Origin of the sequence: Lysinibacillus sp. KU-BSD001 (assembly GCF_042920265.1) — a bacterium.
Taxonomy (GTDB): domain Bacteria; phylum Bacillota; class Bacilli; order Bacillales_A; family Planococcaceae; genus Lysinibacillus_B.
In genome coordinates, this window is record NZ_JBDQZI010000010.1 from 54,918 (window position 1) to 80,285 (window position 25,368).

At 39.1% G+C, this 25,368-nt stretch carries 21 protein-coding genes and 1 riboswitch; of the genes, 3 read left to right on the forward strand and 18 right to left on the reverse strand.

The features are described from left to right. Positions 1–37: 37 nt before the first annotated feature. Positions 38–751, forward strand: a complete 714-nt coding sequence (locus AAGS61_RS14435) for a glycerophosphodiester phosphodiesterase (protein WP_391373259.1) — start codon at positions 38–40, stop codon at positions 749–751. A 56-nt stretch (positions 752–807) separates the two neighbouring features. On the opposite strand, the gene cysK is transcribed toward AAGS61_RS14435, so the two are convergent. Beyond that, entirely contained in the window at positions 808–1,737 is a 930-nt protein-coding gene (cysK, locus tag AAGS61_RS14440) for a cysteine synthase A (RefSeq protein WP_391373261.1), read from the reverse strand. 159 nt (positions 1,738–1,896) lie between these two features. Here cysK and AAGS61_RS14445 point away from each other — a divergent pair, with 159 nt between their 5' ends. Further along, positions 1,897–2,211 carry a thioredoxin family protein gene (locus AAGS61_RS14445; RefSeq protein ID WP_391373264.1) on the forward strand — a complete coding sequence of 105 codons (315 nt, stop codon included), beginning with the start codon at positions 1,897–1,899 and terminating at the stop codon, positions 2,209–2,211. 154 nt (positions 2,212–2,365) lie between these two features. Here the strand turns inward: AAGS61_RS14445 and AAGS61_RS14450 are convergent, their stop codons facing one another. The 11 genes from AAGS61_RS14450 to gltB all read right to left on the reverse strand — a co-directional run bounded on the left by AAGS61_RS14450 (position 2,366) and on the right by gltB (position 20,251). Beyond that, positions 2,366–3,238 carry a helix-turn-helix transcriptional regulator gene (locus AAGS61_RS14450; RefSeq protein WP_391373266.1) on the reverse strand — a complete coding sequence of 291 codons (873 nt, stop codon included), beginning with the start codon at positions 3,236–3,238 and terminating at the stop codon, positions 2,366–2,368. Between the two features lie 164 nt (positions 3,239–3,402). Continuing rightward, the gene (gene sufB / locus AAGS61_RS14455; protein WP_391373269.1) at positions 3,403–4,800 is read right to left on the reverse strand and encodes a Fe-S cluster assembly protein SufB; all 1,398 of its coding nucleotides are present in this window, start codon (positions 4,798–4,800) and stop codon (positions 3,403–3,405) included. 95 nt (positions 4,801–4,895) lie between these two features. Beyond that, entirely contained in the window at positions 4,896–5,336 is a 441-nt protein-coding gene (gene sufU / locus AAGS61_RS14460) for a Fe-S cluster assembly sulfur transfer protein SufU (protein WP_391373272.1), read from the reverse strand. Next, positions 5,326–6,555 carry a cysteine desulfurase gene (locus AAGS61_RS14465; RefSeq protein ID WP_391373275.1) on the reverse strand — a complete coding sequence of 410 codons (1,230 nt, stop codon included), beginning with the start codon at positions 6,553–6,555 and terminating at the stop codon, positions 5,326–5,328. Before AAGS61_RS14465 ends, sufU begins: the two co-directional genes overlap by 11 nt. Further along, positions 6,555–7,862, reverse strand: a complete 1,308-nt coding sequence (sufD, locus tag AAGS61_RS14470; protein WP_391373277.1) for a Fe-S cluster assembly protein SufD — start codon at positions 7,860–7,862, stop codon at positions 6,555–6,557. The genes AAGS61_RS14465 and sufD overlap by 1 nt, the downstream gene beginning before the upstream one ends. Before the next feature lie 19 nt (positions 7,863–7,881). Continuing rightward, positions 7,882–8,664, reverse strand: a complete 783-nt coding sequence (gene sufC / locus AAGS61_RS14475; RefSeq protein ID WP_391373280.1) for a Fe-S cluster assembly ATPase SufC — start codon at positions 8,662–8,664, stop codon at positions 7,882–7,884. Positions 8,665–9,133: 469 nt separating this feature from the next. Beyond that, positions 9,134–10,357, reverse strand: coding sequence for a GGDEF domain-containing protein (locus AAGS61_RS14480; RefSeq protein WP_391373282.1), 1,224 nt, complete (start codon positions 10,355–10,357; stop codon positions 9,134–9,136). A gap of 66 nt (positions 10,358–10,423) precedes the next feature. After that, positions 10,424–11,191 (reverse strand): response regulator, encoded by a 768-nt coding sequence (locus AAGS61_RS14485; RefSeq protein ID WP_391373285.1) that lies wholly within the window; start codon positions 11,189–11,191, stop codon positions 10,424–10,426. Positions 11,192–11,193: 2 nt separating this feature from the next. Continuing rightward, positions 11,194–14,124: a hybrid sensor histidine kinase/response regulator gene (locus tag AAGS61_RS14490; protein WP_391373287.1), complete on the reverse strand. Its 2,931-nt coding sequence runs from the start codon at positions 14,122–14,124 to the stop codon at positions 11,194–11,196. Positions 14,125–14,236: 112 nt separating this feature from the next. After that, complete coding sequence (locus AAGS61_RS14495; RefSeq protein WP_391373290.1) at positions 14,237–15,718, reverse strand: glutamate synthase subunit beta; 1,482 nt, start codon at positions 15,716–15,718, stop codon at positions 14,237–14,239. A 15-nt stretch (positions 15,719–15,733) separates the two neighbouring features. Then, a complete protein-coding gene (gltB, locus tag AAGS61_RS14500; RefSeq protein WP_391373293.1) occupies positions 15,734–20,251 on the reverse strand; it encodes a glutamate synthase large subunit in 4,518 nt (1,505 codons plus the stop codon). Positions 20,252–20,370: 119 nt separating this feature from the next. On the opposite strand from gltB, the gene AAGS61_RS14505 reads away from it, so the two are divergent. After that, positions 20,371–21,273, forward strand: a complete 903-nt coding sequence (locus AAGS61_RS14505; RefSeq protein ID WP_391373295.1) for a LysR family transcriptional regulator — start codon at positions 20,371–20,373, stop codon at positions 21,271–21,273. 113 nt (positions 21,274–21,386) lie between these two features. On the opposite strand, the gene AAGS61_RS14510 is transcribed toward AAGS61_RS14505, so the two are convergent. The 6 genes from AAGS61_RS14510 to gcvH form a co-directional block, all read right to left on the reverse strand. Further along, positions 21,387–22,244, reverse strand: a complete 858-nt coding sequence (locus AAGS61_RS14510) for a MetQ/NlpA family ABC transporter substrate-binding protein (protein WP_391373297.1) — start codon at positions 22,242–22,244, stop codon at positions 21,387–21,389. Between the two features lie 65 nt (positions 22,245–22,309). Next, on the reverse strand, positions 22,310–22,978 hold the full coding sequence (locus AAGS61_RS14515; protein ID WP_391373300.1) for a methionine ABC transporter permease: 669 nt from the start codon (positions 22,976–22,978) through the stop codon (positions 22,310–22,312). After that, entirely contained in the window at positions 22,971–23,996 is a 1,026-nt protein-coding gene (locus tag AAGS61_RS14520) for a methionine ABC transporter ATP-binding protein (RefSeq protein WP_391373303.1), read from the reverse strand. The genes AAGS61_RS14515 and AAGS61_RS14520 overlap by 8 nt, the downstream gene beginning before the upstream one ends. Before the next feature lie 83 nt (positions 23,997–24,079). Beyond that, a riboswitch (SAM riboswitch) is annotated at positions 24,080–24,183 on the reverse strand. Between the two features lie 56 nt (positions 24,184–24,239). Continuing rightward, positions 24,240–24,545: a thioredoxin family protein gene (locus tag AAGS61_RS14525; protein WP_391373306.1), complete on the reverse strand. Its 306-nt coding sequence runs from the start codon at positions 24,543–24,545 to the stop codon at positions 24,240–24,242. 9 nt (positions 24,546–24,554) lie between these two features. Then, the gene (locus tag AAGS61_RS14530; protein WP_391373309.1) at positions 24,555–24,878 is read right to left on the reverse strand and encodes a hypothetical protein; all 324 of its coding nucleotides are present in this window, start codon (positions 24,876–24,878) and stop codon (positions 24,555–24,557) included. Between the two features lie 64 nt (positions 24,879–24,942). Further along, positions 24,943–25,323 carry a glycine cleavage system protein GcvH gene (gene gcvH, locus AAGS61_RS14535; protein WP_391373312.1) on the reverse strand — a complete coding sequence of 127 codons (381 nt, stop codon included), beginning with the start codon at positions 25,321–25,323 and terminating at the stop codon, positions 24,943–24,945. Positions 25,324–25,368 lie beyond the last annotated feature (45 nt).

Below are 25,368 nucleotides of genomic sequence, written 5' to 3' on the forward strand. Positions count from 1 at the left end.
TTTTTACTAACTTTTAGAGGAAAGTAGGAAAAGGAACATGAAGATATTTGCACATAGAGGATGCAGTAAGCAGTACCCAGAAAATACGTGTATCGCTTTTCAAAAGGCAGCTGCACTACCTGTTTTTGGTGTAGAGTTTGATGTTCATTTAACAGCTGACAAGCAATTAGTCGTCATTCATGATGAAACGATTGATCGTACATCTACTGGAACAGGATTTGTAAAAGAGATGACACTGGCACAGCTAAAGCAATATGATTACGGAAAATGGTTTGGAGAGCAATTTGCTGGAGAGAACATACCGACGTTGAGAGAAGTATTAACGCTTTTTCAACATACACATCACGTATTAAATATTGAGATAAAATCCGATATTTTTGAGTATGAAGGGATTGAGCAGCTCATTGCAGATGAAATCGATGCTTTCGGGATGCATGACAGGGTGATTGTTTCTTCCTTTAATCATGAAAGTATTCAGCGCTTCCATCAATTGCAGCCATCAATTCAAACAGGGGTGCTATTTGCTTCGCTTGTGACAAATATTGAAGACTATGTAAAAGCACTACGTAGTGATGCACTTCATATCTATTACTTCCATGCATACCGTCACATCATCCAAGCAGCCATCGCAAACGGATCAACGATACGCACATTTACAGTGAACGATATAGCTATTGCAAAAGAACTACGATCACTTGGGGTAGAAGCAATCTTTACAGATGATCCAGAAATGATGATAGCGGGATTATAAATTTATATGCTATGCATTCTGCTGAACCCCTGAGCCGAATGCATAGCAGCCTATCCTTATTCTCCAAACAGCCCTTCCATACTTAAATAACGCTCGCCGTTATCTGGTGCGATACATAGAACACGTTTACCTGGTCCTAATGCTCGTGCTTTTTGAATCGCTGTCCATACCGCAGCACCGGATGATGGGCCTACCAAAATCCCTTCCAACCTCGCTAAATCTCGCGTTGTTTGTAACGCATTTTCGTCCTCTACTTGAACAATTTCATCATAAATGGCTGTATTTAAAATAGCTGGCACAAACCCCGGACTCGTGCCTACCAGTTTATGAGGACCGGGTTGTCCCCCTGAAAGTACAGGAGAGCCTTTCGGTTCCACAACAATGACTTCTAAATTCGGTAAATGTTCTTTTAATACCTCACCTGTGCCTGTAATCGTACCACCCGTTCCTGCCGTAGCAACAAAGACATCTAATCTTCCTTCTGTTTGCGCCAAAATCTCAGGAGCCGTCGTCACTCGATGAATAGATGGATTGGCTAGATTCTCAAATTGCTGTGGAATAAAGCTATTGGCAATCTGACTTTGCAGTTCAAGCGCTTTTTTCACCGCACCAGGCATTTTTTCTGCAGCCGGTGTTAATACAACTTGTGCACCATACGCTTTTAATATGGCAATACGTTCCTTTGTCATATTGTCAGGCATAACAAAAATCGCTTTATATCCTTTCGCTGCGGCATTCATAGCTAATCCGATCCCTGTATTCCCACTCGTTGGCTCAATAATGGTTGCGCCTTGCTTGATTAACCCCTGTTTTTCAGCAACTTCCACTAAAGAATACGCCGCACGATCTTTGACACTGCCACTAGGATTAAAATACTCTAGTTTCACTAGCACTTCTGCACACTGTTCATCAACAAGCTGATTCAGTTTCACAATCGGTGTATTACCTACAAGCTCTAAAATTGACTGATATATTTTATTGGCCATTCCCGTCACTTCCTCATTTGAATGTCGTTATTTTCGAGTCTTTATTGATTCATAATACATAAATCCATATAAGTTTACAAGGCTTTGAATTTAAAGTATGCTATTCATGATGATGCAATATGATATGATAAAAAATACAGCGATGGAGGAGGTGTTATAATGGAGAATTTACAGTCAGTAGAGCAGTTTCAACAATTAAAAAATGGGGATGCCACGCTATTTGTCTTTTCAGCCGATTGGTGTGGAGATTGCCGTTTTATCGATCCATTTATGCCAGAAGTAGAAGAAAAATTTACAAACTATACGTTTGTGAAAGTGGACCGTGATGCATTTATCGATCTTTGTATAGAGCTAGATGTATTTGGTATTCCAAGCTTCGTTGCATATAAAAAAGGCGAAGAAATTGGCCGTTTTGTTAGTAAGGATCGTAAGACGCAGGAAGAGATTGAAAGCTTTATTGCGGGGTTAAACTAATCGATTGTGGCTTTCATACAAAATCAATACGCCTGTATTTGAGCTTTCCACATACAGGCGTGTTATATCTAATCATTTAAAATTGTTAACTAGATAACTTTTACTCAGGGTACCTAAAATAGTAGTAATATTACGTGACACTTTTCTAAAAATACTATTCATCAAACCCTAAATTAATCGGTTGCTGTGGTAATGTTTCCAACCCTAACATATTTGTTGTTGGTACAGATTCATCGACCTCTTCAAATTTAAAACCATCTGCCCATACTTTTCCTTGACCTGCTAAAAGTACGCCAAAATGAATAGAAGCACTCTCAGGAGGTACATCTAGTACAATGGAATAATAGTTCCAGTCAGATGTTCCTATAATGGAACGGTTATCCATATTATCAAATTGAATCACATCTCCTGAACCATTATCAACACGACACCAAGCACCACATTTATTTACTTTTTCCGTTTTTAAATAGCAGGACATTTTAATGCGTTTCCCTTTATACATATCTGCCAAAAAACTTTGCATCATTGTACCAAACCCATCTTCGCCTGCATTCCCTTTTGCATATAGAACACCGGATTTCGTTCCTGTATGGAAAATTTGATCATCGATACCTACATCGTAATAATTCGGATGTGAGCCACTTAAAGTCCACCCTTTAATCATTGTTTGTCCATTCATTCCTTCTTCCTCCATTCCACTAAGTGCCTTCATCATTTTTCGGTATTTTCCTGGTGGCATTCCGTACAGTTCCTTAAAAGACCTTGTAAATGCTTCTTGTGACTGAAATTGTAATGAAAAAGCAATCTGAAGTATCGATTCATCGGAATACAACAAATACATCGCTGCTACTGCTAAACGTCGCATACGAGTATACTCACTAATCGTTACACCTGTCTCTTGTTTAAATAGCCTGGATAAATGAAACTTTGAATAACCCACTTCTTTTGCAATATCATCTAGAAATCGATCTTCTAATAAGTGCTCTTCAATATAGCTGATTATGTCTCTTGTCACATCACTGTACATGCTGCTCACCTCACTTTCATCTTAACGGAAAAGAAAAAGGAATTTTTGATAGTATTTGCTAAAATATTTTTTATCAATTCCAAAATACCACTACATAGAGTAAAAAGGGTTTCTTAGATGCCAATACATCTAAGAAACCCTTCCATAATTATACTTTATAACGATTAACCGATAGAACCTTCCATCTCGAATTTGATAAGACGGTTCATTTCTACTGCGTATTCCATTGGAAGCTCTTTTGTAAATGGCTCGATGAAGCCCATTACGATCATTTCTGTTGCTTCTTCTTCCGAAACACCACGAGACATTAAATAAAATAATTGCTCTTCAGATACTTTTGATACTTTTGCTTCGTGCTCTAAAGAGACATTATCATTAAAGATTTCATTGTATGGAATTGTATCTGAAGTAGATTCATTATCCATAATTAATGTATCACATTCAATGTTCGCACGTGCACCGCTTGCTTTTGGACCAAACTTCACTTGACCCATGTAAGACACTTTCCCGCCTTGTTTCGCAATCGATTTAGAAACGATTGTTGACGAAGTGTTTGGTGCTAAGTGAATCATTTTTGCCCCTGCGTGCTGATGCTGTCCACGACCTGCAAGTGCAATCGATAACGTCATACCACGAGCGCCTTCACCTTTTAAAATACAAGCTGGGTATTTCATCGTTAATTTCGAACCGATGTTACCGTCGATCCATTCCATTGTACCGTTTTCTTCAACCACTGTACGTTTTGTTACTAAGTTGTATACGTTGTTTGCCCAGTTTTGGATCGTTGTGTAACGGCAGTAAGCATCTTTTTTAACGATAATTTCTACGACAGCTGAGTGTAGAGAGTTTGTTGTGTAAACAGGTGCTGTACATCCTTCTACATAGTGTACGTGTGCGCCTTCGTCTACGATAATTAGCGTACGTTCGAATTGACCCATGTTTTCAGAGTTAATACGGAAGTAAGCTTGTAATGGCGTTTCTACTTTTACACCCGGTGGTACGTAAATAAATGAACCACCTGACCAAACCGCTGAGTTCAGCGCAGCAAATTTGTTGTCCGTATAAGGGATTACTGTACCCCAATGTTGTTTGAAAATATCTTCATTTTCACGTAATGCTGAGTCCGTATCTTTGAACACAATCCCCATATCTTCAAGGTCTTGTTTCATGTTGTGGTAAACTACTTCAGATTCGTACTGAGCAGATACACCTGCTAAATACTTTTGTTCTGCTTCTGGAATACCTAATTTATCGAATGTTGCTTTGATTTCTTCCGGTACTTCATCCCAAGAACGTTGTGTTGCTTCAGATGGTTTTACGTAGTACGTAATTTCATCGAAGTTTAATGCTGCAAGGTCGCCACCCCATTGTGGCATCGGCATTGTATAAAATTTTTCAAGAGCTTTTAAGCGGTATTCAAGCATCCACTCTGGCTCTTCTTTCATTTTTGAGATTTCACGAACGATTTCTTCTGTTAAACCACGCTCAGAACGGAAAATAGATACGTCCTTGTCATGGAAACCATATTTGTAATCGCCGATATCAGGCATTTTTTTAGCCATGTTGTCTCCTCCGTTCATTTTAGGAAAGTACTAAAACACCTCCACCAAAATGTAGATAGTGTTTTAGACTGCCCCTTTCATTTAGTGCGTAAAAGTTAGTTTTCTTCTTTTACGCCTTTTTCCATCGCTTTCCAAGCTAATGTCGCACATTTAATACGCGCTGGGAATTTCGCTACACCTTGTAGTGCCTCTACGTCCCCTAAATCATACTTATCTACATCAAACTCTTCGCCAAGCATCATTTTTGAGAAAATGTCTGCTAGCTCAAGTGCTTCTTCGATTTTTTTACCTTTAATGATTTGTGTCATCATCGAGGCAGAAGACATGGAAATGGAACAGCCTTCACCGTCAAATTTCGCATCTTGTACAAGCCCGTTTTCAACTTGTAACGTTAAATGAATACGATCACCACATGTTGGGTTGTTCATATCAATCGTTACGCTATTGTCTGCTAAAGAGCCTTTGTTGCGTGGGTTTTTGTAATGATCCATAATGACTGAGCGATATAGCTGATCTAAGTTATTATTAAAAGACATCGTTAAAATACTCCTTCGCCGAACGCAATCCTGCAACTAATTTATCGATATCCGCTTCATCATTATACATGTAGAAGCTTGCACGAGCAGTTGCCGTCACCTGAAGCCATTTCATTAACGGTTGAGCACAGTGATGCCCTGCACGTACAGCAATTCCACTCATATCTAATACTGTTGCCACATCATGAGGATGTACATCATCTAGATTGAATGTTACTAAGCCGCAGCGCTCATTTGCATCACGAGGACCATAAATTGTGAGACCATTAATTGTTTCCATTTGATCCATTGCATACGCAGCCAGCTTGTGCTCGTATGCTTCGATGTTCTCTAGTCCAATTTCGTTTAAGAAGTCAATTGCTGCACCAAGACCAATTGCCCCTGCAATAATCGGTGTCCCGCCTTCAAACTTCCACGGTAGCTCTTTCCATGTCGACTCATAAAGCCCTACAAAGTCAATCATTTCACCGCCGAATTCAACCGGCTCCATGTTTTCGAGAATCGCTTGTTTACCGTATAGTACACCAATTCCTGTTGGCGCACACATTTTATGCCCCGAGAATGCTAGGAAGTCACAATCGATTTCTTGCACATCGATTTTCATATGAGGTGCTGCTTGTGCACCATCGACCACCATAATCGCCCCATTGTCATGTGCAATTTGAGCAATCTCTTTGATTGGATTAATGGTACCTAATACGTTTGAAACCATCATGACAGATACAATTTTTGTTTTAGGCGTAATCGTTTGTCGAACCGTTTCTAAAGAAATTGTACCGTCTGCTTCTAAATCAATATATTTTAAAACTGCGCCTTTTTCTCTCGCTACTTGTTGCCAAGGAATGATATTGGAGTGATGTTCCATCATGCTAATGACAATCTCATCACCCTCTTGCAAGTTCTGGCGTGCATATCCTGCTGCAACTTTATTAATAGAAGTTGTTGTACCACGTGTAAAGATAATTTCTTTCGTTGATTTTGCATTGATGAATTTACGCACTTTGTCGCGCGCACCTTCATATAAATCCGTAGCACGATTACCTAATGTATGAACGCCGCGATGCACATTTGAATTATCGAATTCATAGTATCTTTTCATCGCTTCAATTACTTGAATTGGTTTTTGTGACGTCGCTGCACTATCAAGGTAAACGAGCGGGTGCCCGTTTACTTCTTGATTTAAAACTGGAAAATAGCTTTTAATGTCTTTTGCCATCATTATCGAACTTTCCTTTCGATAACCTCCGTCAGCTGCTTTTTAACGCCTTCGATTGGCAGATTAGTTACAACTGGCGCAAGGAATCCATGAATTACAAGACGCTCTGCTTCTGCTTTCGAAATACCACGGCTCATTAAATAGTACAGTTGAGTCGGGTCAACACGTCCAACAGATGCTGCATGTCCTGCTGTTACATCGTCTTCGTCAATTAAAAGAATTGGGTTTGCATCGCCACGTGCTTTTTCAGAAAGCATTAATACGCGAGATTCTTGCTCAGCGTTTGCTTTTGTAGCACCGTGCTCAATTTTACCAATCCCATTGAAGATTGATTGAGCTGCATCCTTCATAACACCATGTTTTAAAATTTGACCATCTGAGTTTTTACCCCAGTGGCGAACTTCTGTTGTGAAGTTTTGTTTTTGCTCACCGCGACCAACAACTACTGTCTTTGTATCTGCCGCTGAGCCATCACCTACTAAGTGCGTAATATTTTCAGAAATTGTATTGGAATCATTCATTAAACCAAGTGCCCAATCGATTTTTGCATCACGCGCTACGTTTGCACGACGGTTTACATAAGTTGTGAAGCCTTTTGCTAACACGTCTACAGCACCGTAAGTTACTTGTGCATTGTCTTTTGCAATTACTTCAGCGATAATGTTTGCTTGACCTTTCGATTCATCAATTGTTGATACGTATGTTTCAACATACGTTACAGCTGAAGATTCTTCTGCTACAACTAGTACGTGGTTAAATAATGAAGCTTCTTCATTGTCGTTTAAGAATACTACTTGAAGAGGCGCTTCAATAATCACATTGCGTGGTACATATACGAATACACCACCGTTAACAAGTGCTGCGTGATAAGCCGCTAATTTATGCTCATCTACTTTTACAGCCGTTGTCATAAAATATTTTTCAACTAAATCCGCATGCTCACGAATAGCTGTTTGAATGTCTGTGAAAAGTACACCTTTGTTTACAAGTTCTTCCGAAACTTTAATAAATGCAGGTGTATTGTTGCGTTGGATATACAGGTTTTCTTGCCCTTCGATATCGATTAACGCTTTTACTTCTTCAGGAAGCTCTTCTAATGAAGAGAATGGTGCTGATTCTACAGTGTGTACTGGAAATTCAGTGAAGTTCCATTTTGTAATATTTGTTTTATCTGGCGTTGGTAGTGCAAGCTCTGCCGCTTTTTCAAGAGCTGTAGCGCGGAAATCAGCAAATGCTGCTGGCTCCCCATTGCTTTGAGAGAACGAGCGAACTTCTTCTACGGATAACGCTAATTTTGTTTCAACCGTCATCTTGTACGTCCTCCTCTAATTAAGCTTCTTCTACTACAGCGCTTGTATCTTCAATACCTAATTCAGCTTTAATCCACTCGTAACCTTCAGCTTCTAAACGTTGTGCTAATTCAGCACCGCCTGATTTTACGACTTTCCCTTGCATCATTACGTGAACGTGGTCAGGTGTAATGTAGTTCAGTAGACGTTGGTAGTGCGTGATCATTAAGCAACCGAAGCCTTCGCCGCGCATTTCGTTAATACCTTTTGATACAACTTTTAATGCGTCGATATCAAGACCTGAGTCGATTTCGTCAAGAATACCGAAAGTTGGTTTAATCATCATCATTTGAAGAATTTCGTTACGCTTTTTCTCACCACCAGAGAAACCTTCGTTTAAGTAACGTTGACCCATTTCTTCTGGCATTTCTAAAAATGCCATTGTTTTATCTAATTCGCGGATGAATTTCATTAATGAAATTTCATCACCTTCTTCGCGACGCGCGTTAATTGCTGAACGTAAGAAGTCTGCGTTTGTAACACCTGAAATTTCAGATGGATATTGCATTGCTAGGAATAGACCTGCTTTTGCACGCTCGTCTACTTCCATTTCTAACACGTTTTCGCCATCAAGTAATACTTCACCTTGTGTGACTTCATATTTAGGGTGTCCCATGATTGCAGATGCTAGTGTAGATTTACCAGTACCGTTAGGACCCATGATTGCATGTACTTCATTTGTATTAATTGTTAGATTTACACCTTTTAAAATCTCTTTTCCGTCGATTTCAACGTGAAGATCTTTAATTTCTAAAGTTGCCATTAAACTACCTCCATTAATTCATCGCATGGTTTTTCCATTGCTATTTTATTATCATAAACAATCTTAACTGAAATGAGAATGAGTTGCAAATACTTTAGAATGATTTTAATTAAATAAAGAAGAATTATTAATCAAAAACGTTATTATTACTTGAATTTGCATTATTGTATCGAAATTTGAATCTCGTATTATATTTTCAATAAGTCACCTTTAACTGAGAATCAATTTCATTTATTTATGTAGAATTACAATCAAATAGAATTAGGCTACTATAAAAAATCGTAACCACTAGGAACGAAGCAAGAAGAGTTGAAAGAGAGGGCTATTACGACGGATACTAACATAACATTTGAAGTAACGTGGCGTGAGAGTTATGGCTATATTTTATTTACTAATTATGTATTTACTAATCAAATTGAAAAATGTAGGTCTGTGTTCGACATTGTATCGTACACAGACCCTTTACATGTTATATACGTAATTGATCTTCAGCCCATATTTCTAAACGATTCCTCCCAGTTTGCTTAGCCTTATATAGCATTTGATCGGCCTTTTCAATTAATACTTTAATATCAGCTTCTTGTGTAATATCACCCGCTGCCAATCCCAAACTGATTGTGACAACATTAGAAATAGACGATTCCTTATGTGGAATTTGTAGCCGTTCAATAGCTATCCGAATTTTCTCCCCTAGTCGCTGAACATCACTGACAGGTACATTAAATGTTGCTATGATAAATTCTTCGCCACCATATCTTGCAGCTAAACTAATTGTCGGATCAATATATGCATGAATTTGCTGGGCCACCTCGCGAATAATGCTATCACCAGCTACATGCCCGTAATAATCGTTATATAGTTTAAAAGAGTCGATATCTAGCATAATAATTGACAAACGTTGTTTTGTATCGATCCGTTCTATATACTTTTGAATATATTCATCAAATCCTCGACGATTTGGAATTTGAGATAATTCATCCATCGTTGTTAATTGTTTCAGCTGTTTGACCGCTTGTTCAAGTTGAAGGTTGATATGAATATTTTCCTCCATATTTTGTGCTAGTTTCTCATTGGATTCCTCAAGCAGTACCTTATTACAAAAGTTTCGATAATAGCTTGTATAGAGCATTTTAGCAGCTAACCAACAGAAAAATAAAAAGACGGCTAAATTGATATAATGTCCGACTAAAACTTCTTCAGACACTTGAAAAAAAGGGAGCCCTCCTACCAACACAATAACTGGGATTGTAAATAAACGAAAAAATACTGTATTAGAAGCATGGAATAATATGGAAACACACATTGCATTTACAACAAAAGCCATAATATGTCCATAGCTGTGTTGATCAACTAGTGTTAATACAGCCCCCCATAATAAAAATAAAAAAACTAAAACATGTAAGCCTTTTTGAAATTTTTTAAATCGAGATTCTTCATGAATATCGCCCTTCTCAAAGATTGAAATATAAACTAACATAACTAATGCTAAAAGCAATAATGTTATATACATGAAGAAATAAGGATTGAATATTTCATCTGGTGAGAAGACATTCATTAAAATGAGTAAAACTTCAAATACAATAACCACTTTCGCAAAGAGTTTACTACGCATCATATTCTCATAAAACAATTGCCACTCTAACTCTTTTTGCTTATCATTGGAAAGCCGCTCACGTATATCCAATAACTTCATCGACTCACCTCTTTGGTTGTACCTTATTTCGAGAAGAAAAATTATATATTATTACAAACTTATAAATCAATAGACATCTGTTTTCGCATATGCCCACAAATAGCCTTTTGTTTCTAAAAGTGTCCCATGAGAATTTAGCGAAGATAGGCGTGTAATCGCATGATTTGACTTTAATTCATACCCATCGTTAATACGTTCAATTTCAATAGACAAATCATGCTCAGTAAATAACTGACGTAACCGGTAAATTGTATTATATAAGTTGGCTAATGCCCTCTTCTCCTCATGATTTGGCCAAAGATCATCTAATATTCGATATTTCGAAACCCTTTTCCCCTCATGAACTAGCAAGTAATAAAATAGCTCCTCCGTTACTTTTGTAGGCCATTTCAATGCTTGACCATTTATACGCACTTCCGCTTCCCCATACAAGCATACCTCTAACCTTGACATATGGCGTTGTTTTTTTATGCCATAGTATTTGGAAAGTCGTTCGTCTAACTGATGCACCATACTAGGTGTCATTGGTTTTAATACATAGTCTAATGCTTGCACCCGAAAGGCCTCTACAGCATATTGCGCATACGCTGTGGAAAAAATAATAGGAACATCGATTCCTTCTTCAACAAGCTTTTGAGCAAGCTCAAGTCCCGTCATTTTGGGCATCTCAATATCTAACAAAAATGCATCCGCTTGAATTTTTGGTAGTTCTAATGTTGCCGCTACCGAAGATGTAAAACTAGCAATCACTTGAAATAGATGATCTTTTTCAAGAATTCGCTTATGCAATTCTAAAATCGGCTGCTCATCTTCCACCATGACAATTTTCCACATAGCTACTCTCCTTTAGTCGGTAATGTTAACGTAACAGTTGTTCCTTCATTCACTTCTGAATGCACTGTTAAGGTCGCACTCTGCATCTCTCGTACACGGCGCAGTAGGCGCAGTACATTGCTAAATCCAATACCGCTACTGCTAATAATTTTTCCTTCCATCAGCATCGTTACCTGCTCTTCTGTCATACCTATACCATCATCAATGACTTTAATTTGTATCATTTGAGAGAATTGTTGAATAGTAATTGTGACATGCCCTTCGCCTTCCTTTTCAAAAATACCGTGACGAATCGCATTTTCAACAAGAGGCTGTATAAGTAAGCTTGGCAATTCCACTTTCGTCATATTTAAATTTAACGTTTCATCTATCTCTATTTGAACAGTTAATCGTTCCCCAAAGCGTGCCTGCTCGATCTCAACATAAGCTTCAATAATTTCTAATTCTTTTTCCACAGTAGCAATTGTACTTTCTTTGCTTGACTCAAAAATATAACGTAAATAAGTTGAGAGCATTGTCAATAAATGCCCTGCTTTTTCACCATCTGTATAACAAAAATAAATAATACTACTAAGAGCATTATATAAAAAATGGGGCTTTATTTGTGCCTGTAAAAATGCCATTTCGTTCTCTACTGCTTTGTTCATCGCCTCTTTCGTTAAAGAGATAGCAGATAATCTAGCCATAATGGTTTCCTTTGTTGCGGGCTTTCGAACATAATCATTTGCCCCTGCCCCGAGAACGAGTGAAATATTCGTTGGATATTCATCTGCTACAAGCATAATAATCGGTAAATCAAAATAGCTATACTTTTCTCTAATGATCTTTGTTAAAGCTAATCCATCTTTGTGTGGCATTACTTCATCCATTAGTAAGAAATCAGGCTTACAATCTTCTAATTTTACTAGCACAGTTTCTGCATTATGAGCCAACTGAATAGTATAATGACTACTTAGTAACGCTTGTAAAACCTCAGCATGTGTCACATCATCCTCTACAATCAGTAATTGAGGTAGGCGAGTATCACTTACTAAGCTTTTGTCATGAGCATTCGATGCAAGTTGCATTTCATGCTGTTTTGCATATTTTGCAAATGGTAATGTGATGGTATAACGAATACCGTGCTCTGTAGTATTCACAACATAAGAGCCTCTCATCTGTTCAATAATAGCTTGGCCGATCGATTGCCCAGTTTCATCAGCGGCTATTAATGTTGTTACTTCCGGTCCATTTCCTTCGATTGTAATGCGAACATCTGTATCGAGGTGCATGACCGATATAATCACTTGCCCATTGACTGCATGATGAATAGCTGTTTCAAGTACCCGGTACATAATTTGACTTAACTTTTGTTCATTCGCCGTGACCTCTAATGTACTATCTACCTGCAAAAATAGACATATTCCTTTCTTTTCCATTGTTAGTGCATGCATCGTCGTCACATGTTGAAGGATCATCTGAAGATTAATTGAAGATACCGAAATTTGAAATTCCTCAAAACGAATACGTGTAAAATCCTTTAAATCGCTCACCAAATAAAGCAAGCGTTCCAACTGTTGCTCAAGTAAGCGCTTCTCATCGGACGATTGGTTTTCTCCTATGGTCCTTGTTATATTGAGTGCATGGTAAAGAGGCTGCTCTAGCTCTTTCGTCGTCACTTCTAAAAAAGAGTCCTTTCCAATTGTTGCTTTTTCCAGTCGCTCACTAAACATTTCTGCATCTATCGTTCGATTCACTAATCGCAGCGCAAGGAAAATATTCATACTTAAAAGAAAAAGTACCATGCCAATCCGATTAAAAATATTTCGTCCTGAGAAAAACAATTGATCAAACGTACCACTAAGGCTAAAAATCAAAATCGAGAAAAAAATTAAAATTAACGTGACTAACTCATTTTTAGGTGCTTTCGTCCTCTTCGTAATAAATAAAAATAAACAGCGCACACCCAATAAAAACGCTAACAAATTCATATAACCGAAAAAAACGTATTGCATGCTAGATAATTCCCTCGCAGGAAATAATAAAATCGCAATACTGTAAATGATTAAAGGTAACGACAACATGAATACAGTCCGACGCTTCAATACTGCATCGATTGTGTAATACACAAAATAAATGAGCATAAAGCCATTAAAAAACGTGATAAAATCCTGAAATCGAAAATAAAACTCAAACGGTAAATCCGGAAAATAACGTAATAGTATTCGCTCTCCACGCGTTAACACGAGAACGGCTAATGATATAAAGTAAAATGCGCTATAGAAAAATGCCTTATCTTTTGTCCTAAGTAAAAATAAACTAAAATGAAAAATAGAAAAAATAAGTAATAGTAAAATAACAGTCCATTCCAAATTTACATCTTGAATTACATCATTTTGTATTGCTTCTGCTACCCCGATATCAATGGGAAAAATAATACCTTGTCTAGCATTATAAAAATCCGCGACTTGAATCGTTAAAATAATCGTTTTTGTTTCAGGGGTAAAATAAACCTCATACGTTGGGTTACTTGGGTCTACATCCACTTTCTCAGTTCCTACTTTTCCCTGGGAGGCTAGCTCTTCTCCATTAATATATAGCTGATGAGCAGACCAAATATTTCGAATTCTTAATCCGATGTCTTTAAAATGTTCAGGTAATTTAATTTTAAGCTGATATGTTCCAAACTGCGCGTCCACTTTCCATGCTCCTGGTACGACCTGCGTCGGTGCATCTTCTTGGAAAATTTGAGTAGCACTCAATTCACCAGGAATAAACTTCCATTCACCTGAAAGTGCGACAATTTGCTCATCTAGTGTAATCGATGTTAAATCGAGTACACCATCCTCAGCTTGAATCTTTGTTTTCCGTGTATCTTGATCACTAAATATCATAAAAAAAAGAATCAGAATTGATAACAATATCAGTATCCAACTCGTTAGCTTTTTCCACATGCACACTCACCCCTTCCCCATCATACAGCACATAACTCTCAAAATACTAACAAGTAAAAATAAAGTGAAATACAAAAAAGTGTTGCTCTTTTTCGAGCAACACTTTTATCTATTATAGAGTTACTTTCGCATGAGTTAAATAGTAATCCACACTCGCTGCTACAGCACGCCCCTCCTTAATCGCCCAAACGACTAAGCTTTGACCACGCCGTGCATCCCCCGCTGCAAATACGCCTGGGATATTCGTTTCAAAATCTTTTATCGATGCGCGAATGCGATTATTCGCAATTTCTATACCAAAATGCTTCGGTAACGATTTTTCAACCCCTTCAAAACCAATCGCTACAAATACGTGCTGAGCTGGCCAAATGTGCTCTGTACCTGGTAACTCTTTAAAGTAATGGAAACCGTCATCACCTAAGATTTTTTCCATTTGAATCGTGTGTAATTCTTTTACTTGGCCCTGTTCATCTTTCACAATTTTTTGTGTTTGAATACAATACTCACGTGGGTCATACCCTTTCACATCATTCACTTCTGCATATGCGTAGTCTAATGTGAATACGTTTGGATCTTTTGGCCATGGATTATCCTCTGTACGTGTGAATGGCAGTGCTGGATGCTTACCAAATTGATAAACAGATTTACATTTTTGACGAATCGCTGTCGCTACACAGTCTGCCCCTGTATCACCTCCACCAATAACGATGACGTCTTTACCTTCTACACTTAATGCTTTACCATCTGCAAAATTTGAGTCTAATAAGCTTTTTGTAACGTCTGTTAAATAATCCATTGCTAGATGAATACCCTGTGCATCTGAGCCTTCCATATGGAGTAGGCGTTGTTTCTGTGCACCGATACATAAAACAACGGCATCATATTGTGTGCGTAATTCGTCTGCTGTTACATCTACCCCTACATTGATACCACATTTAAATTCAATGCCCTCTAATGATAGGAGATTTACACGGCGCTCAATGACTTCTTTTTCAAGCTTCATGTTTGGGATACCGTACATTAAAAGCCCACCTGGACGGTCAGCACGTTCAAATACTGTTACCGTATGCCCAAATTGATTTAATTGATCTGCCGCTGCTAAACCAGCAGGGCCTGAGCCGACGATTGCTACCTTGTATCCTGTACGTTGGCGGGGCATGCGCGGTACAACCCATCCATTTTCAAAGCCTTTATCGATAATCGTCCGTTCAATCGATTTAATCGCTACTGCTGGATCTGTAATCGCTAATGTACAAGACCCCTCACAAGGCGCTGGACAAACGCGCCCTGTGAATTCTGGGAAGTTATTCGTCATATGCAGACGATCTAAAGCTTCCTTCCATTGTCCTTTATATACTAAATCATTCCACTCTGGAATCACGTTATGAATCGGACAGCCTGCAGCTGTTCCGCGAATTTCCATTCCCATATGACAAAATGGTGTACCGCAATCCATACAGCGTGCTCCTTGTGTTTGTAAAGACTCATCTGACAACCTAGAAGCATACTCTTTCCAACTCGAGACACGCTCTAGTGTTGGCTGTTCCTTTGTTTTTTCTCGTTTGTATTCCATAAATCCAGTAGGTTTACCCATGCTAGAACCCTCCTCTTATTTAGAAATGGCAAGCTCCTTGCTGCCTGTTGTTTCTACGAATGCTTGCATTGCAGCATTTTCTTCTGTTAAGCCCTGTAGCTTGTGGAATTCGATTTTATCAAGCATTTTTTGATAATCTGTTGGTACAACCTTTACAAATTTCGGCACCATTTGCTCCCACTTCGCTAATACATCCAGTGCTAGCGAGCTATCTGTGTGCTCTAAATGCTGAATAATCATTGTACGCACAGCTTCTATCTCGGCTTTTTCTTCTAGCTTTGCAAATTCAATCATTTCCATATTACATTGTGCTTTGAACACTGCTTCATTTGTCGGTAATACATAGGCAATACCACCTGACATACCAGCCCCAAAGTTTTGACCAACATCACCTAAGATGACAACTTTTCCGCCTGTCATGTACTCACAGCCGTGGTCCCCGATACCTTCAACCACAATATTTGCCCCTGAGTTACGGACAGCAAATCGGTGTCCAGCACGTCCGTTCATAAATGCCTGACCACTTGTCGCACCATATAAACATACATTACCAGCGATCACATTTTTCTCATAATGACCTTTTATCGGTGAAGCAGCTACTACCTTCCCGCCAGATAATCCTTTACCGAAGTAGTCATTGACATCTCCAACAACCGTCATTGTCATACCACGTGGGATAAAGGCACCGAAGCTTTGACCAGCATGACCATGGAATTTTAAATGGATTGTATCATTTGGTAATCCTTGTTCACCATACTTACGTGAAATTTCACTACCAATGATTGTGCCCATGACACGATCTGTATTTTTAATTTGGAATTGTAACTCCATTTTCCGTTTTTCAGCAATCGCTTGTTCAAGCTGTGGCAATAAGTGCACCATATCAAAGCTTTGCTCGATACCATGATCTTGCTCACGTTGTTTTGTACGTGTACCTTGCACTTGATAAAGAAGGGCTGATAAATCTAGCTGACTCGCTTTCCAATGCTGCTTTGTACGTTCTGAAATCGTTAATAGATCTGTACGACCAACCATCTCTTCCACTGTACGGAAACCTAAAATTGACATATATTCACGCATTTCTTCTGCTACAAAGCGCATATAATTCACTACGTGGTCGGCACTGCCCATGAATTTGGCGCGAAGTTCTGGGTTTTGTGTCGCCACCCCTACTGGACAAGTATCTAAATGACACGCACGCATCATGACGCAGCCTAAAACGATTAACGGTGCTGTTGCAAAACCAAATTCTTCCGCTCCTAATAACGCCGCCATGACAACATCTTTCCCTGTCATTAACTTCCCATCTGTTTCTAAAATGACACGATCTCGAAGACCGTTTAACATGAGCGTTTGATGCGCTTCTGCCAGACCAAGCTCCCATGGTAGACCTGTATGCTTAATCGATGTTTTCGGAGAAGCTCCTGTACCACCATCATATCCAGAAATCACGATGACATCTGCTGCCCCTTTTGCTACACCAGCAGCAATCGTTCCGACCCCTGCCTTCGCAACTAGCTTCACCGAAATACGTGCAAAGCGGTTAGCATTTTTTAAGTCATGAATTAGCTCCGCCATATCCTCAATCGAGTAAATATCGTGATGCGGTGGTGGTGAAATTAAACCTACACCTGGTGTTGAACCTCGTACTTCTGCCACCCATGGATATACTTTGTTCCCTGGTAATTGCCCACCTTCACCTGGTTTAGCGCCCTGTGCCATCTTAATTTGCAGCTCATCTGCATTTACTAAGTAATGCGATTTTACACCGAAGCGACCTGATGCAATTTGTTTAATAGCAGAGCGTTTGCTATCCCCGTTTGCTTCTGGCGTGAAGCGTGTTGGATCTTCTCCACCCTCACCAGAGTTTGAACGAGCACCTAAACGATTCATCGCAATGGCAAGTGTCTCATGCGCTTCTTTTGATAAAGAACCAAATGACATCGCCCCTGATTTAAAGCGTTTGACAATCGATTCTACTGACTCTACTTCTTCTAAAGGTATTTTTTTCTCCGCTTTTTTGAGATCAAATAAGTTACGTAAGAAGCCAATACGTTCTTCATTTGCCATTTCTGCGAACATACGATATAAACCGTAATCATTTTTACGTGTGGCCCATTGTAATGTATGAATTGTTTTTGGATTAAACGCGTGATGCTCTCCGTCTGCTCGCCACTGGAAGTCAGAGCCTGATTCTAACTCTGCTCGCAATGATTTTACAGCACTTGCATGACGACGTTTTGCCTCTTCACCGATTGTGGCTAAGTCGATCCCATCAATTTGCGACGCTGTTCCTGTAAAATGTTCCTCGATGACTTCCTTCCCAATGCCAACCGCTTCAAATACTTGTGCACCGCGGTATGACTGTACTGTCGAAATGCCCATTTTCGACATGACTTTGACAACACCGTCTGCACCACCTTGACGAAATTTTTTCACTGCTGTTTGATAATCCAGTGTTAAATTCCCTTTTTCAATGGCCTCTGCGATTGTCGCATAAGCTAAATACGGATGAATGGCATCAACCCCAAAGCCAATCAATGCAGCGAAATGATGCACTTCACGTGCTTCCGCGCTATTAACAATAAGGCTTACTTTCGTTCGCAAACCTTCACGCACTAAAAATTGATGTAAGCTACTAGCCGCTAGTAGTACAGGGACTGTCGGTGTTGCTGGATCTTCAACATGATCACAAAGTATTAATAACGTTTTACCTGCTGTAATGGCTTGAACAGCTTCTTGTCGTATACGATTCAATTCATTTTCAATATTTTCTGTATATTGAAGTGAGATGGCCGCCGATCGGAAGCCCTTCTCTTCGTTGGCTACTAATTGTTTATACTCACTGTTTGTTAAGATTGGTGTATCTAAAATAATACGTCGCGCATTTTCTGCACTTGGGTGAAGTAAATTTCCTTCCTTGCCAAGTAAGGTCATTGTGGACGTCACAACATGCTCACGAATCGAGTCAATCGGTGGATTTGTTACTTGTGCAAATAATTGCTTAAAGTAATGAAATAATGATTGTGGCCGATCGGATAACACAGCGAGTGGTGTATCATTCCCCATCGAACCGAGCGGATCTTTTCCGTCTTTTGCTAACGGAACGATATATTTTTGCACATCTTCAAATGTGTAGCCATAGATTTTTTGACGCAGCGTTAAATCATTCAGCACGACTGGCTGCTCTTTTTCAGTTTTCAGCTTTAACATATTATCTTCAAGCCATTGTTGATAGGGCTCTTTTGCGACCATTTCTGCCTTTAGCTCATCATCTGAAATGATTTTGCCTTGCTCAAGGTCAATTAACAGCATACGACCTGGGCTTAAACGGTCTTTTAATACAACGTCTTCTTCTGGAACATCGACAACGCCCGTTTCAGAAGAGAAAATAACATGGTCGTCTTTTGTTACATATAGGCGCCCTGGACGTAAGCCATTTCGATCTAAAATGGCACCGATTTGTTTACCATCCGTGAAGCAAATGGCTGTCGGACCGTCCCATGGCTCCATTAAACTCGCATGATATTGATAGAATGCTTTACGGTCTTTCTCCAGACGTGGGTTTTCTGTCCATGGCTCTGGAATTAACATCATCGCTGCATGTGCAGGTGTACGACCTGCTAATACAAAAAACTCAAATGCATTATCCAACATCGATGAATCAGATCCTGTTGTATCAATAATCGGCAAGATTTTTTGTAAATCTTCACCGAATGCTTCCGATACAAACTGTTGCTCACGTGCACGCATCCAGTTAATATTACCGCGTAGTGTATTAATTTCACCGTTATGGATAATATAACGATTTGGGTGTGCACGTTTCCAAGAAGGGAATGTATTGGTAGAATAACGGGAGTGAACAAGCGCAAAAGCCGATACAAAGCTAGGATCTTGCAAATCTTGATAGAAGTCACTTACTTCCTCTGGCGCAAGTAAGCCCTTAAATACCATTGTCTCACTTGACAAACTTGGCATATATAACTCATAGCCCTGTGCCTCTGCCCAGTGCTCTAACTGTTTACGGATGACGTATAATTTACGTTCAAAGGCTAAACGTTCTCCTGCTTCGTTGCGTACAAATACTTGGCGTACAACCGGTGCAGAAGATTTGGCAATCGCACTTAAGTTTTGTTTGTTTGTCGGGGCCCAGCGCCAACCAATTAAACGTTGACCTTCTTGTGCGATCAGCTCATTCATTTTTTCTTCAATGGCCGTACGTTCTTGCTCTTTGTCTGTAAAAAATAATTGCCCTACAGCATATTCACCTTTTTCTGGTAAATGCATGTCTGGACAGTTCGATTTAAAAAAGGCATGAGGGATTTGTACCATAATCCCTGCTCCGTCACCTGTTTTTCCGTCTCCGCCACGTCCGGCACGGTGCTCTAAGCGACATAACATTTCTAAACCGTTTTTTACGATATCATGTGATGGCTTCCCTTTAAAATTTGCGTACATCCCAATACCGCACGCATCATGTTCAAATTGTGGCGAATACAGGCCCTGTGGTTGTGGATATTGATGAAAAGTCATAATAAATTCCCCCCAAATCTTTCACTAACGTATTTACATTTTAAAGTTTTCGAAATAATATAAACAATATATAGTTTGGATGGAATCAATCTAATATTTCGATAAATGAGGTGAAAGCGTTGGAATTAAGGCAATTACGCTACTTTGTAGAGGTAGCTGAACGAGAACATATTTCAGAAGCAGCAGACTATCTTCACGTAGCACAGTCAGCGATTAGCCGACAAATCGCAAATTTAGAAGATGAACTAGGAACACCGCTTTTCGAACGAATTGGGCGCAATGTTAAATTAACACCAATCGGTAAAATTTTTTTAGAACATGCAATTACCGCGTTGAAGGCAATTGACTTTGCTGCAAAGCAAGTGGAAGAATACTTAGATCCAGCAAAAGGAACAATCAAAATCGGTTTCCCGACAAGTTTAGCAAGTTATGTATTGCCAACAGTCATTTCTGCCTTTAAAAAGGAATATCCCGATGTATCTTTTCATTTGCGACAAGGTTCGTATAAATTTTTAATCGAGGCTGTCAAAAATCGAGAATTAAATTTAGCTTTTTTAGGTCCGCTTCCGCCAAAAGATGAAGCGATTACGCCAACCATTCTGTTTAGTGAGAATATCCATGCACTATTACCAGCAAATCACCCCCTTGCCAAAAACGAGCGTCTTAACTTAGTAGATTTACGTAACGAAAATTTTGTTTTATTCCCAGAAGGGTATATTTTGCATAAAGTAGCTGTGGAAGCATGTAAATCAGCCGGTTTTGTCCCAAAGATTACATCTGAAGGAGAAGATATGGACGCATTAAAAGGGTTAGTGGCAGCAGGTATCGGCGTGACGTTATTACCTGAAAGCTCCTTATCTGACTCGACACCACGCTTTACCGTAAAAGTCCCAATCGCATTACCTGTAATCCGTCGAACAGTTGGTGTCATTTCCCCAACGAACCGAGAACTCGCTCCATCTGAACAAGTATTTCTACAATTTGTTACAAACTTCTTCTCTCGTTTAACACAATTTCAATAATGACGTACGTAGGGTGATTTCCTAGGAAATATTAGCGAACTGCGCTTAGAAAAACGCAATTTACGACAAAAAATCCCGAGGTTTTGATATTAACCTCGGGATAAATCATTTTATTATTCAGATACAGGTACGACTGCGCCGCCCCACTCTTCAAGAATGAATTCTTGAATTGGTTCAGAACGTAGTACTTCTACTAAGCGAGCAATTGCTTCACTGTCTTTGTCTTCGCTACGAACTGCGATGACGTTTACATATGGAGACTCAGAACCTTCGATTGCGATTGAATCTTCAAGTGGATTGATCCCAGCATCGATTGCAAAGTTAGAGTTGATAACTACTGCATCTCCTTCACCTTCTTCATAGTATGTTACTAATAATTCAGGTGCAGAGCTTGCATCAATTACTAATTTTTTCGGATTGTCTACAATATCATCGATCGTTGCAGCTGTTTTGTCGATATCCTCTTTTAATGTGATTAATCCTTGTGCTTCTAATAATTGAAGAATACGACCTTGGTCAGATACTGAGTTTGAGATGATAATTGTAGCTCCATCTGGTAGCTCGTCTAATGATTTATATTTTTGAGAGTAGATACCGATTGGCTCAATATGAATCCCACCAGCATTTACGAAATCATAGCCCTTTTCTGCGATTTCAAGCTCTAAATAAGGGATATGTTGGAAATAGTTCGCATCAAGATCACCTGACTCTAAATCTTGGTTTGGCATAATATAGTCTTGATATGGCTTAATCTCTAAATCGATACCCTCTTCTTCTAAAATCGGCTCTGCTTCTTTTAAAATTAATTCATGTAAACCATTTGAAGCACCAACAACAATTTTTGTATCTTCTGCTGTTTCCCCAGCATCATTTGTTGCTGTATCATTTGTTGGTTTTTCGTCATCAGAACCGCAAGCTCCTAATGCAAGTGCTAATGATGGTACTGCTAATAATGATAAATACTTTTTCATGTGTTGAAACCCCTTTTCTTTATCTTATATGTCTTTTTATAAAAACGGCTGTTGCCGATACTACCTTATCGCTTGTCTGTACGTGCTGTAATCGCATCGCCAATCCATTGAATCACAAATACAATTACTAAAATAATAATCGTTGACATCAACACTACGTCATCACGACTACGCTGGAACCCTTCGATAAACGCCAAGTTCCCTAAACCGCCTGCTCCGATAATCCCTGCCATCGCTGTGTAACCAACAAGCGCAACAGCTGTTACGGTAATCCCTGAAATCAGTGCTGGTAAACTTTCTGGAATAAGCACTTTAACAATAATCGTGGATGTTTTAGCCCCCATTGAACGAGCTGCTTCAATAACGCCTTTGTCGATTTCACGTAACGCAATTAATACCATACGTGCGTAAAATGGTGCAGCCCCAATGATTAATGCAGGGAGCGCTGCGTTCGTGCCACGAATTGTGCCAACTAAAAACTTCGTAAATGGAATTAATAAAATAATCAAGACGATAAACGGAATCGAACGGAAAATATTCACCAATGACCCCGTTAAAAAATGAACGATTTTATTTGCCCACATTTGATTCGGACTCGTTAAAAATAATAAAACCCCAATGGCTAACCCTAAAATAAGCGTAATAACTGTTGAAATGGCTGTCATGTAAATCGTTTGGTATGTTGCCTCATACATCGTTTCCCATTTTACATTCGGAAATAATTGACTAAGCATGTTCAATCACCTCCGTCTGAATCTCATGCTGCGATAATATGTTTAGTGCTTGTTGCACTTGCTCTTCTGTGCCATCAATATGCACAACCAATGTCCCGTATGGACCACTTGTTGTATGTGAAATCGAACCATGTACAATATTCACATCGACGCCGTATTCTTTAATGACTTGCGAAATGACCGGCTGTTCGGTTGCTTGTCCTACAAATGTCACTTTCACAAGCTTCCCTGTAGGGTAGTTGGCTAAAATTTGCTCAATCGATTCTTTTGTTTCATTTGTACCGGACACTTGTGAAACGAATTTTTTTGTAATTGGGGCTTGTGGGTTTTGGAAGACGTTTAATACTTCGCCAGCCTCTACTACCTTTCCAGCTTCCATGACAGCGACACGATGACAAATTTTGCGGATAACATGCATTTCGTGTGTAATCAATACAATCGTTAAACCAAGTCGCTTATTAATATCTAATAACAGCTCTAAAATCGAATCCGTTGTTTCTGGGTCAAGTGCAGATGTCGCCTCATCACAAAGCAATACTTCCGGATTGTTGGCAAGCGCTCGTGCAATGCCGACACGTTGCTTTTGACCACCTGATAGTTGTGAAGGGTACGCTTTGTCACGCCCTGCAAGACCAACTAAATCGATTAACTCTGCCACACGCTTTGCGCGCTCATCCTTTGGTACACCTGCAATTTCTAATGGGAACGCAATATTTTCTTCCACTGTACGCGACCATAGAAGATTAAAATGTTGGAAAATCATGCTAATCTTTTGACGCGCTGCACGTAGCTTATTGCCTGAAATCGCCGAAATTTCTTCACCATTCACCACTACCGAACCTGTTGTTGGCTTTTCTAAACCATTCAACAGGCGAATCATCGTACTTTTACCAGCACCACTATAGCCAATAATGCCGTATATTTCGCCTTTCTCAATCGCTAAGTTTACATTGTCAACAGCTTTTAGTTCACCATTTTTGGTCTTGTAAACCTTTGTTATATTACTTAACTCAATCATAATAAACTCCTTCTACATGAAAAAACCTTCCTACTAATATAGACAAGCAGAAAGGTTTTCGCACAATTTATACGTTAACCGCTCTCTCATCTTTCAAAGCAAAACTTTGAGTGACTTGGCACCTTTTCACAATTGTGATGGTTGCCGGGCTTCATAGGGCACTTCCCTCCACCGCTCTTTATAAGAGTAACGTTATAAAATTTATTTTATGCATGTAAATGTACCATGACTATTAATTGTCCGTCAATTGTTTTTTAACATTTCATACAAATTTAGTACGGATTGAAATGCGTACACTTTTTGGACAATTTTACCGTTTTTAACGATTACTAAACACGGCACACTTTCAATTTCATAGTCATATGCTAGGTCTTCCATATAATTTAAATTTGCTTTACCAAGGGGTAATGTGGGCAGTAACTCTTCCACCACATTTAACATTTTAGATGCAACAGCACATGTACCGCACATCGGTGTATATAAATAAAAAGCGGCCATCTCTTTTTCGTTTATGATTTGCTGCCACTGTTCTTTTGTCCAGTCTTCCATCTGCTCATCCTATTTCACTTTGAATTTAGCCGCTTGTAAAATATCACGCACGACACTACTTGGTGCCTCGGCTACACCATTAAATGGCACAGGTAATTCAAGTTGCACAGCCTCGCTATATGTTCGGCGCATAATTTTTCTTAAATAATCCCCTGATTTATCGCGATCAAAAAAGGTAAATAGCTCAATATCTTCGTATGGTTCAAGTAAATCGATTAATGCTTCTTCGTCGATTGTGCCATTTGTACACAAAATCAATACTTGCTCAGCAAGAAGGGGTGTGATTTTTAATTTATCAGAGCGACCCTCTACGATTATACACTTTTCAATCATTCAATTCTCCCCCTACGTCGAAAAAAACGCCAAAATCCATACTAGATTCAGGCGCTTCTTTGTATTATTCAGAAATAAACTCTTCGTATGCTTCTGCAGTTAATAATTCTTCCACTTCTGCTTCATTTGAAAGTTCAACCACAATCATCCAAGCATTTTCGTATGGAGATTCATTAACGAATTCTGGGTTATCTGATAATTCGTCGTTTGCTTCTACTACTGTACCAGATACTGGTGAATATAATTCAGAAACTGTTTTTACTGACTCTACACTACCGAACGGTTCGTTAATTGTTACTGTATCGCCTACTTCTGGTAGCTCAACGAATACAATATCACCAAGTTCGTTTTGTGCAAAATCCGTAATACCAACGCGTACTTTATTGCCTTCGATTTTTACCCATTCGTGTTCTTTTGTGTAGCGTAAATCTTTAGGAATACTCATGAAAATCCCTCCAACAAAATGTATAAATCTCTTTCAGTTTGACAT

What these genes read in the sequence shown, in the direction of transcription:
- AAGS61_RS14445 (WP_391373264.1), top strand. Translation starts at nt 1,897, where the DNA reads ATGGAGAATTTACAGTCAGTAGAGCAGTTTCAACAATTAAAAAATGGG.
- AAGS61_RS14480 (WP_391373282.1), bottom strand. Translation starts at nt 10,357, where the DNA reads ATGAAGTTATTGGATATACGTGAGCGGCTTTCCAATGATAAGCAAAAA.
- gltB (WP_391373293.1), bottom strand. Translation starts at nt 20,251, where the DNA reads ATGACTTTTCATCAATATCCACAACCACAGGGCCTGTATTCGCCACAA.
- sufC (WP_391373280.1), bottom strand. Translation starts at nt 8,664, where the DNA reads ATGGCAACTTTAGAAATTAAAGATCTTCACGTTGAAATCGACGGAAAA.
- gcvH (WP_391373312.1), bottom strand. Translation starts at nt 25,323, where the DNA reads ATGAGTATTCCTAAAGATTTACGCTACACAAAAGAACACGAATGGGTA.
- sufD (WP_391373277.1), bottom strand. Translation starts at nt 7,862, where the DNA reads ATGACGGTTGAAACAAAATTAGCGTTATCCGTAGAAGAAGTTCGCTCG.
- AAGS61_RS14510 (WP_391373297.1), bottom strand. Translation starts at nt 22,244, where the DNA reads ATGAAAAAGTATTTATCATTATTAGCAGTACCATCATTAGCACTTGCA.
- AAGS61_RS14490 (WP_391373287.1), bottom strand. Translation starts at nt 14,124, where the DNA reads ATGTGGAAAAAGCTAACGAGTTGGATACTGATATTGTTATCAATTCTG.
- AAGS61_RS14485 (WP_391373285.1), bottom strand. Translation starts at nt 11,191, where the DNA reads ATGTGGAAAATTGTCATGGTGGAAGATGAGCAGCCGATTTTAGAATTG.
- sufU (WP_391373272.1), bottom strand. Translation starts at nt 5,336, where the DNA reads ATGTCTTTTAATAATAACTTAGATCAGCTATATCGCTCAGTCATTATG.
- AAGS61_RS14515 (WP_391373300.1), bottom strand. Translation starts at nt 22,978, where the DNA reads ATGCTTAGTCAATTATTTCCGAATGTAAAATGGGAAACGATGTATGAG.
- AAGS61_RS14435 (WP_391373259.1), top strand. Translation starts at nt 38, where the DNA reads ATGAAGATATTTGCACATAGAGGATGCAGTAAGCAGTACCCAGAAAAT.
- AAGS61_RS14465 (WP_391373275.1), bottom strand. Translation starts at nt 6,555, where the DNA reads ATGATGGCAAAAGACATTAAAAGCTATTTTCCAGTTTTAAATCAAGAA.
- AAGS61_RS14495 (WP_391373290.1), bottom strand. Translation starts at nt 15,718, where the DNA reads ATGGGTAAACCTACTGGATTTATGGAATACAAACGAGAAAAAACAAAG.
- AAGS61_RS14520 (WP_391373303.1), bottom strand. Translation starts at nt 23,996, where the DNA reads ATGATTGAGTTAAGTAATATAACAAAGGTTTACAAGACCAAAAATGGT.
- sufB (WP_391373269.1), bottom strand. Translation starts at nt 4,800, where the DNA reads ATGGCTAAAAAAATGCCTGATATCGGCGATTACAAATATGGTTTCCAT.
- AAGS61_RS14530 (WP_391373309.1), bottom strand. Translation starts at nt 24,878, where the DNA reads ATGATTGAAAAGTGTATAATCGTAGAGGGTCGCTCTGATAAATTAAAA.
- AAGS61_RS14525 (WP_391373306.1), bottom strand. Translation starts at nt 24,545, where the DNA reads ATGGAAGACTGGACAAAAGAACAGTGGCAGCAAATCATAAACGAAAAA.
- AAGS61_RS14450 (WP_391373266.1), bottom strand. Translation starts at nt 3,238, where the DNA reads ATGTACAGTGATGTGACAAGAGACATAATCAGCTATATTGAAGAGCAC.
- cysK (WP_391373261.1), bottom strand. Translation starts at nt 1,737, where the DNA reads ATGGCCAATAAAATATATCAGTCAATTTTAGAGCTTGTAGGTAATACA.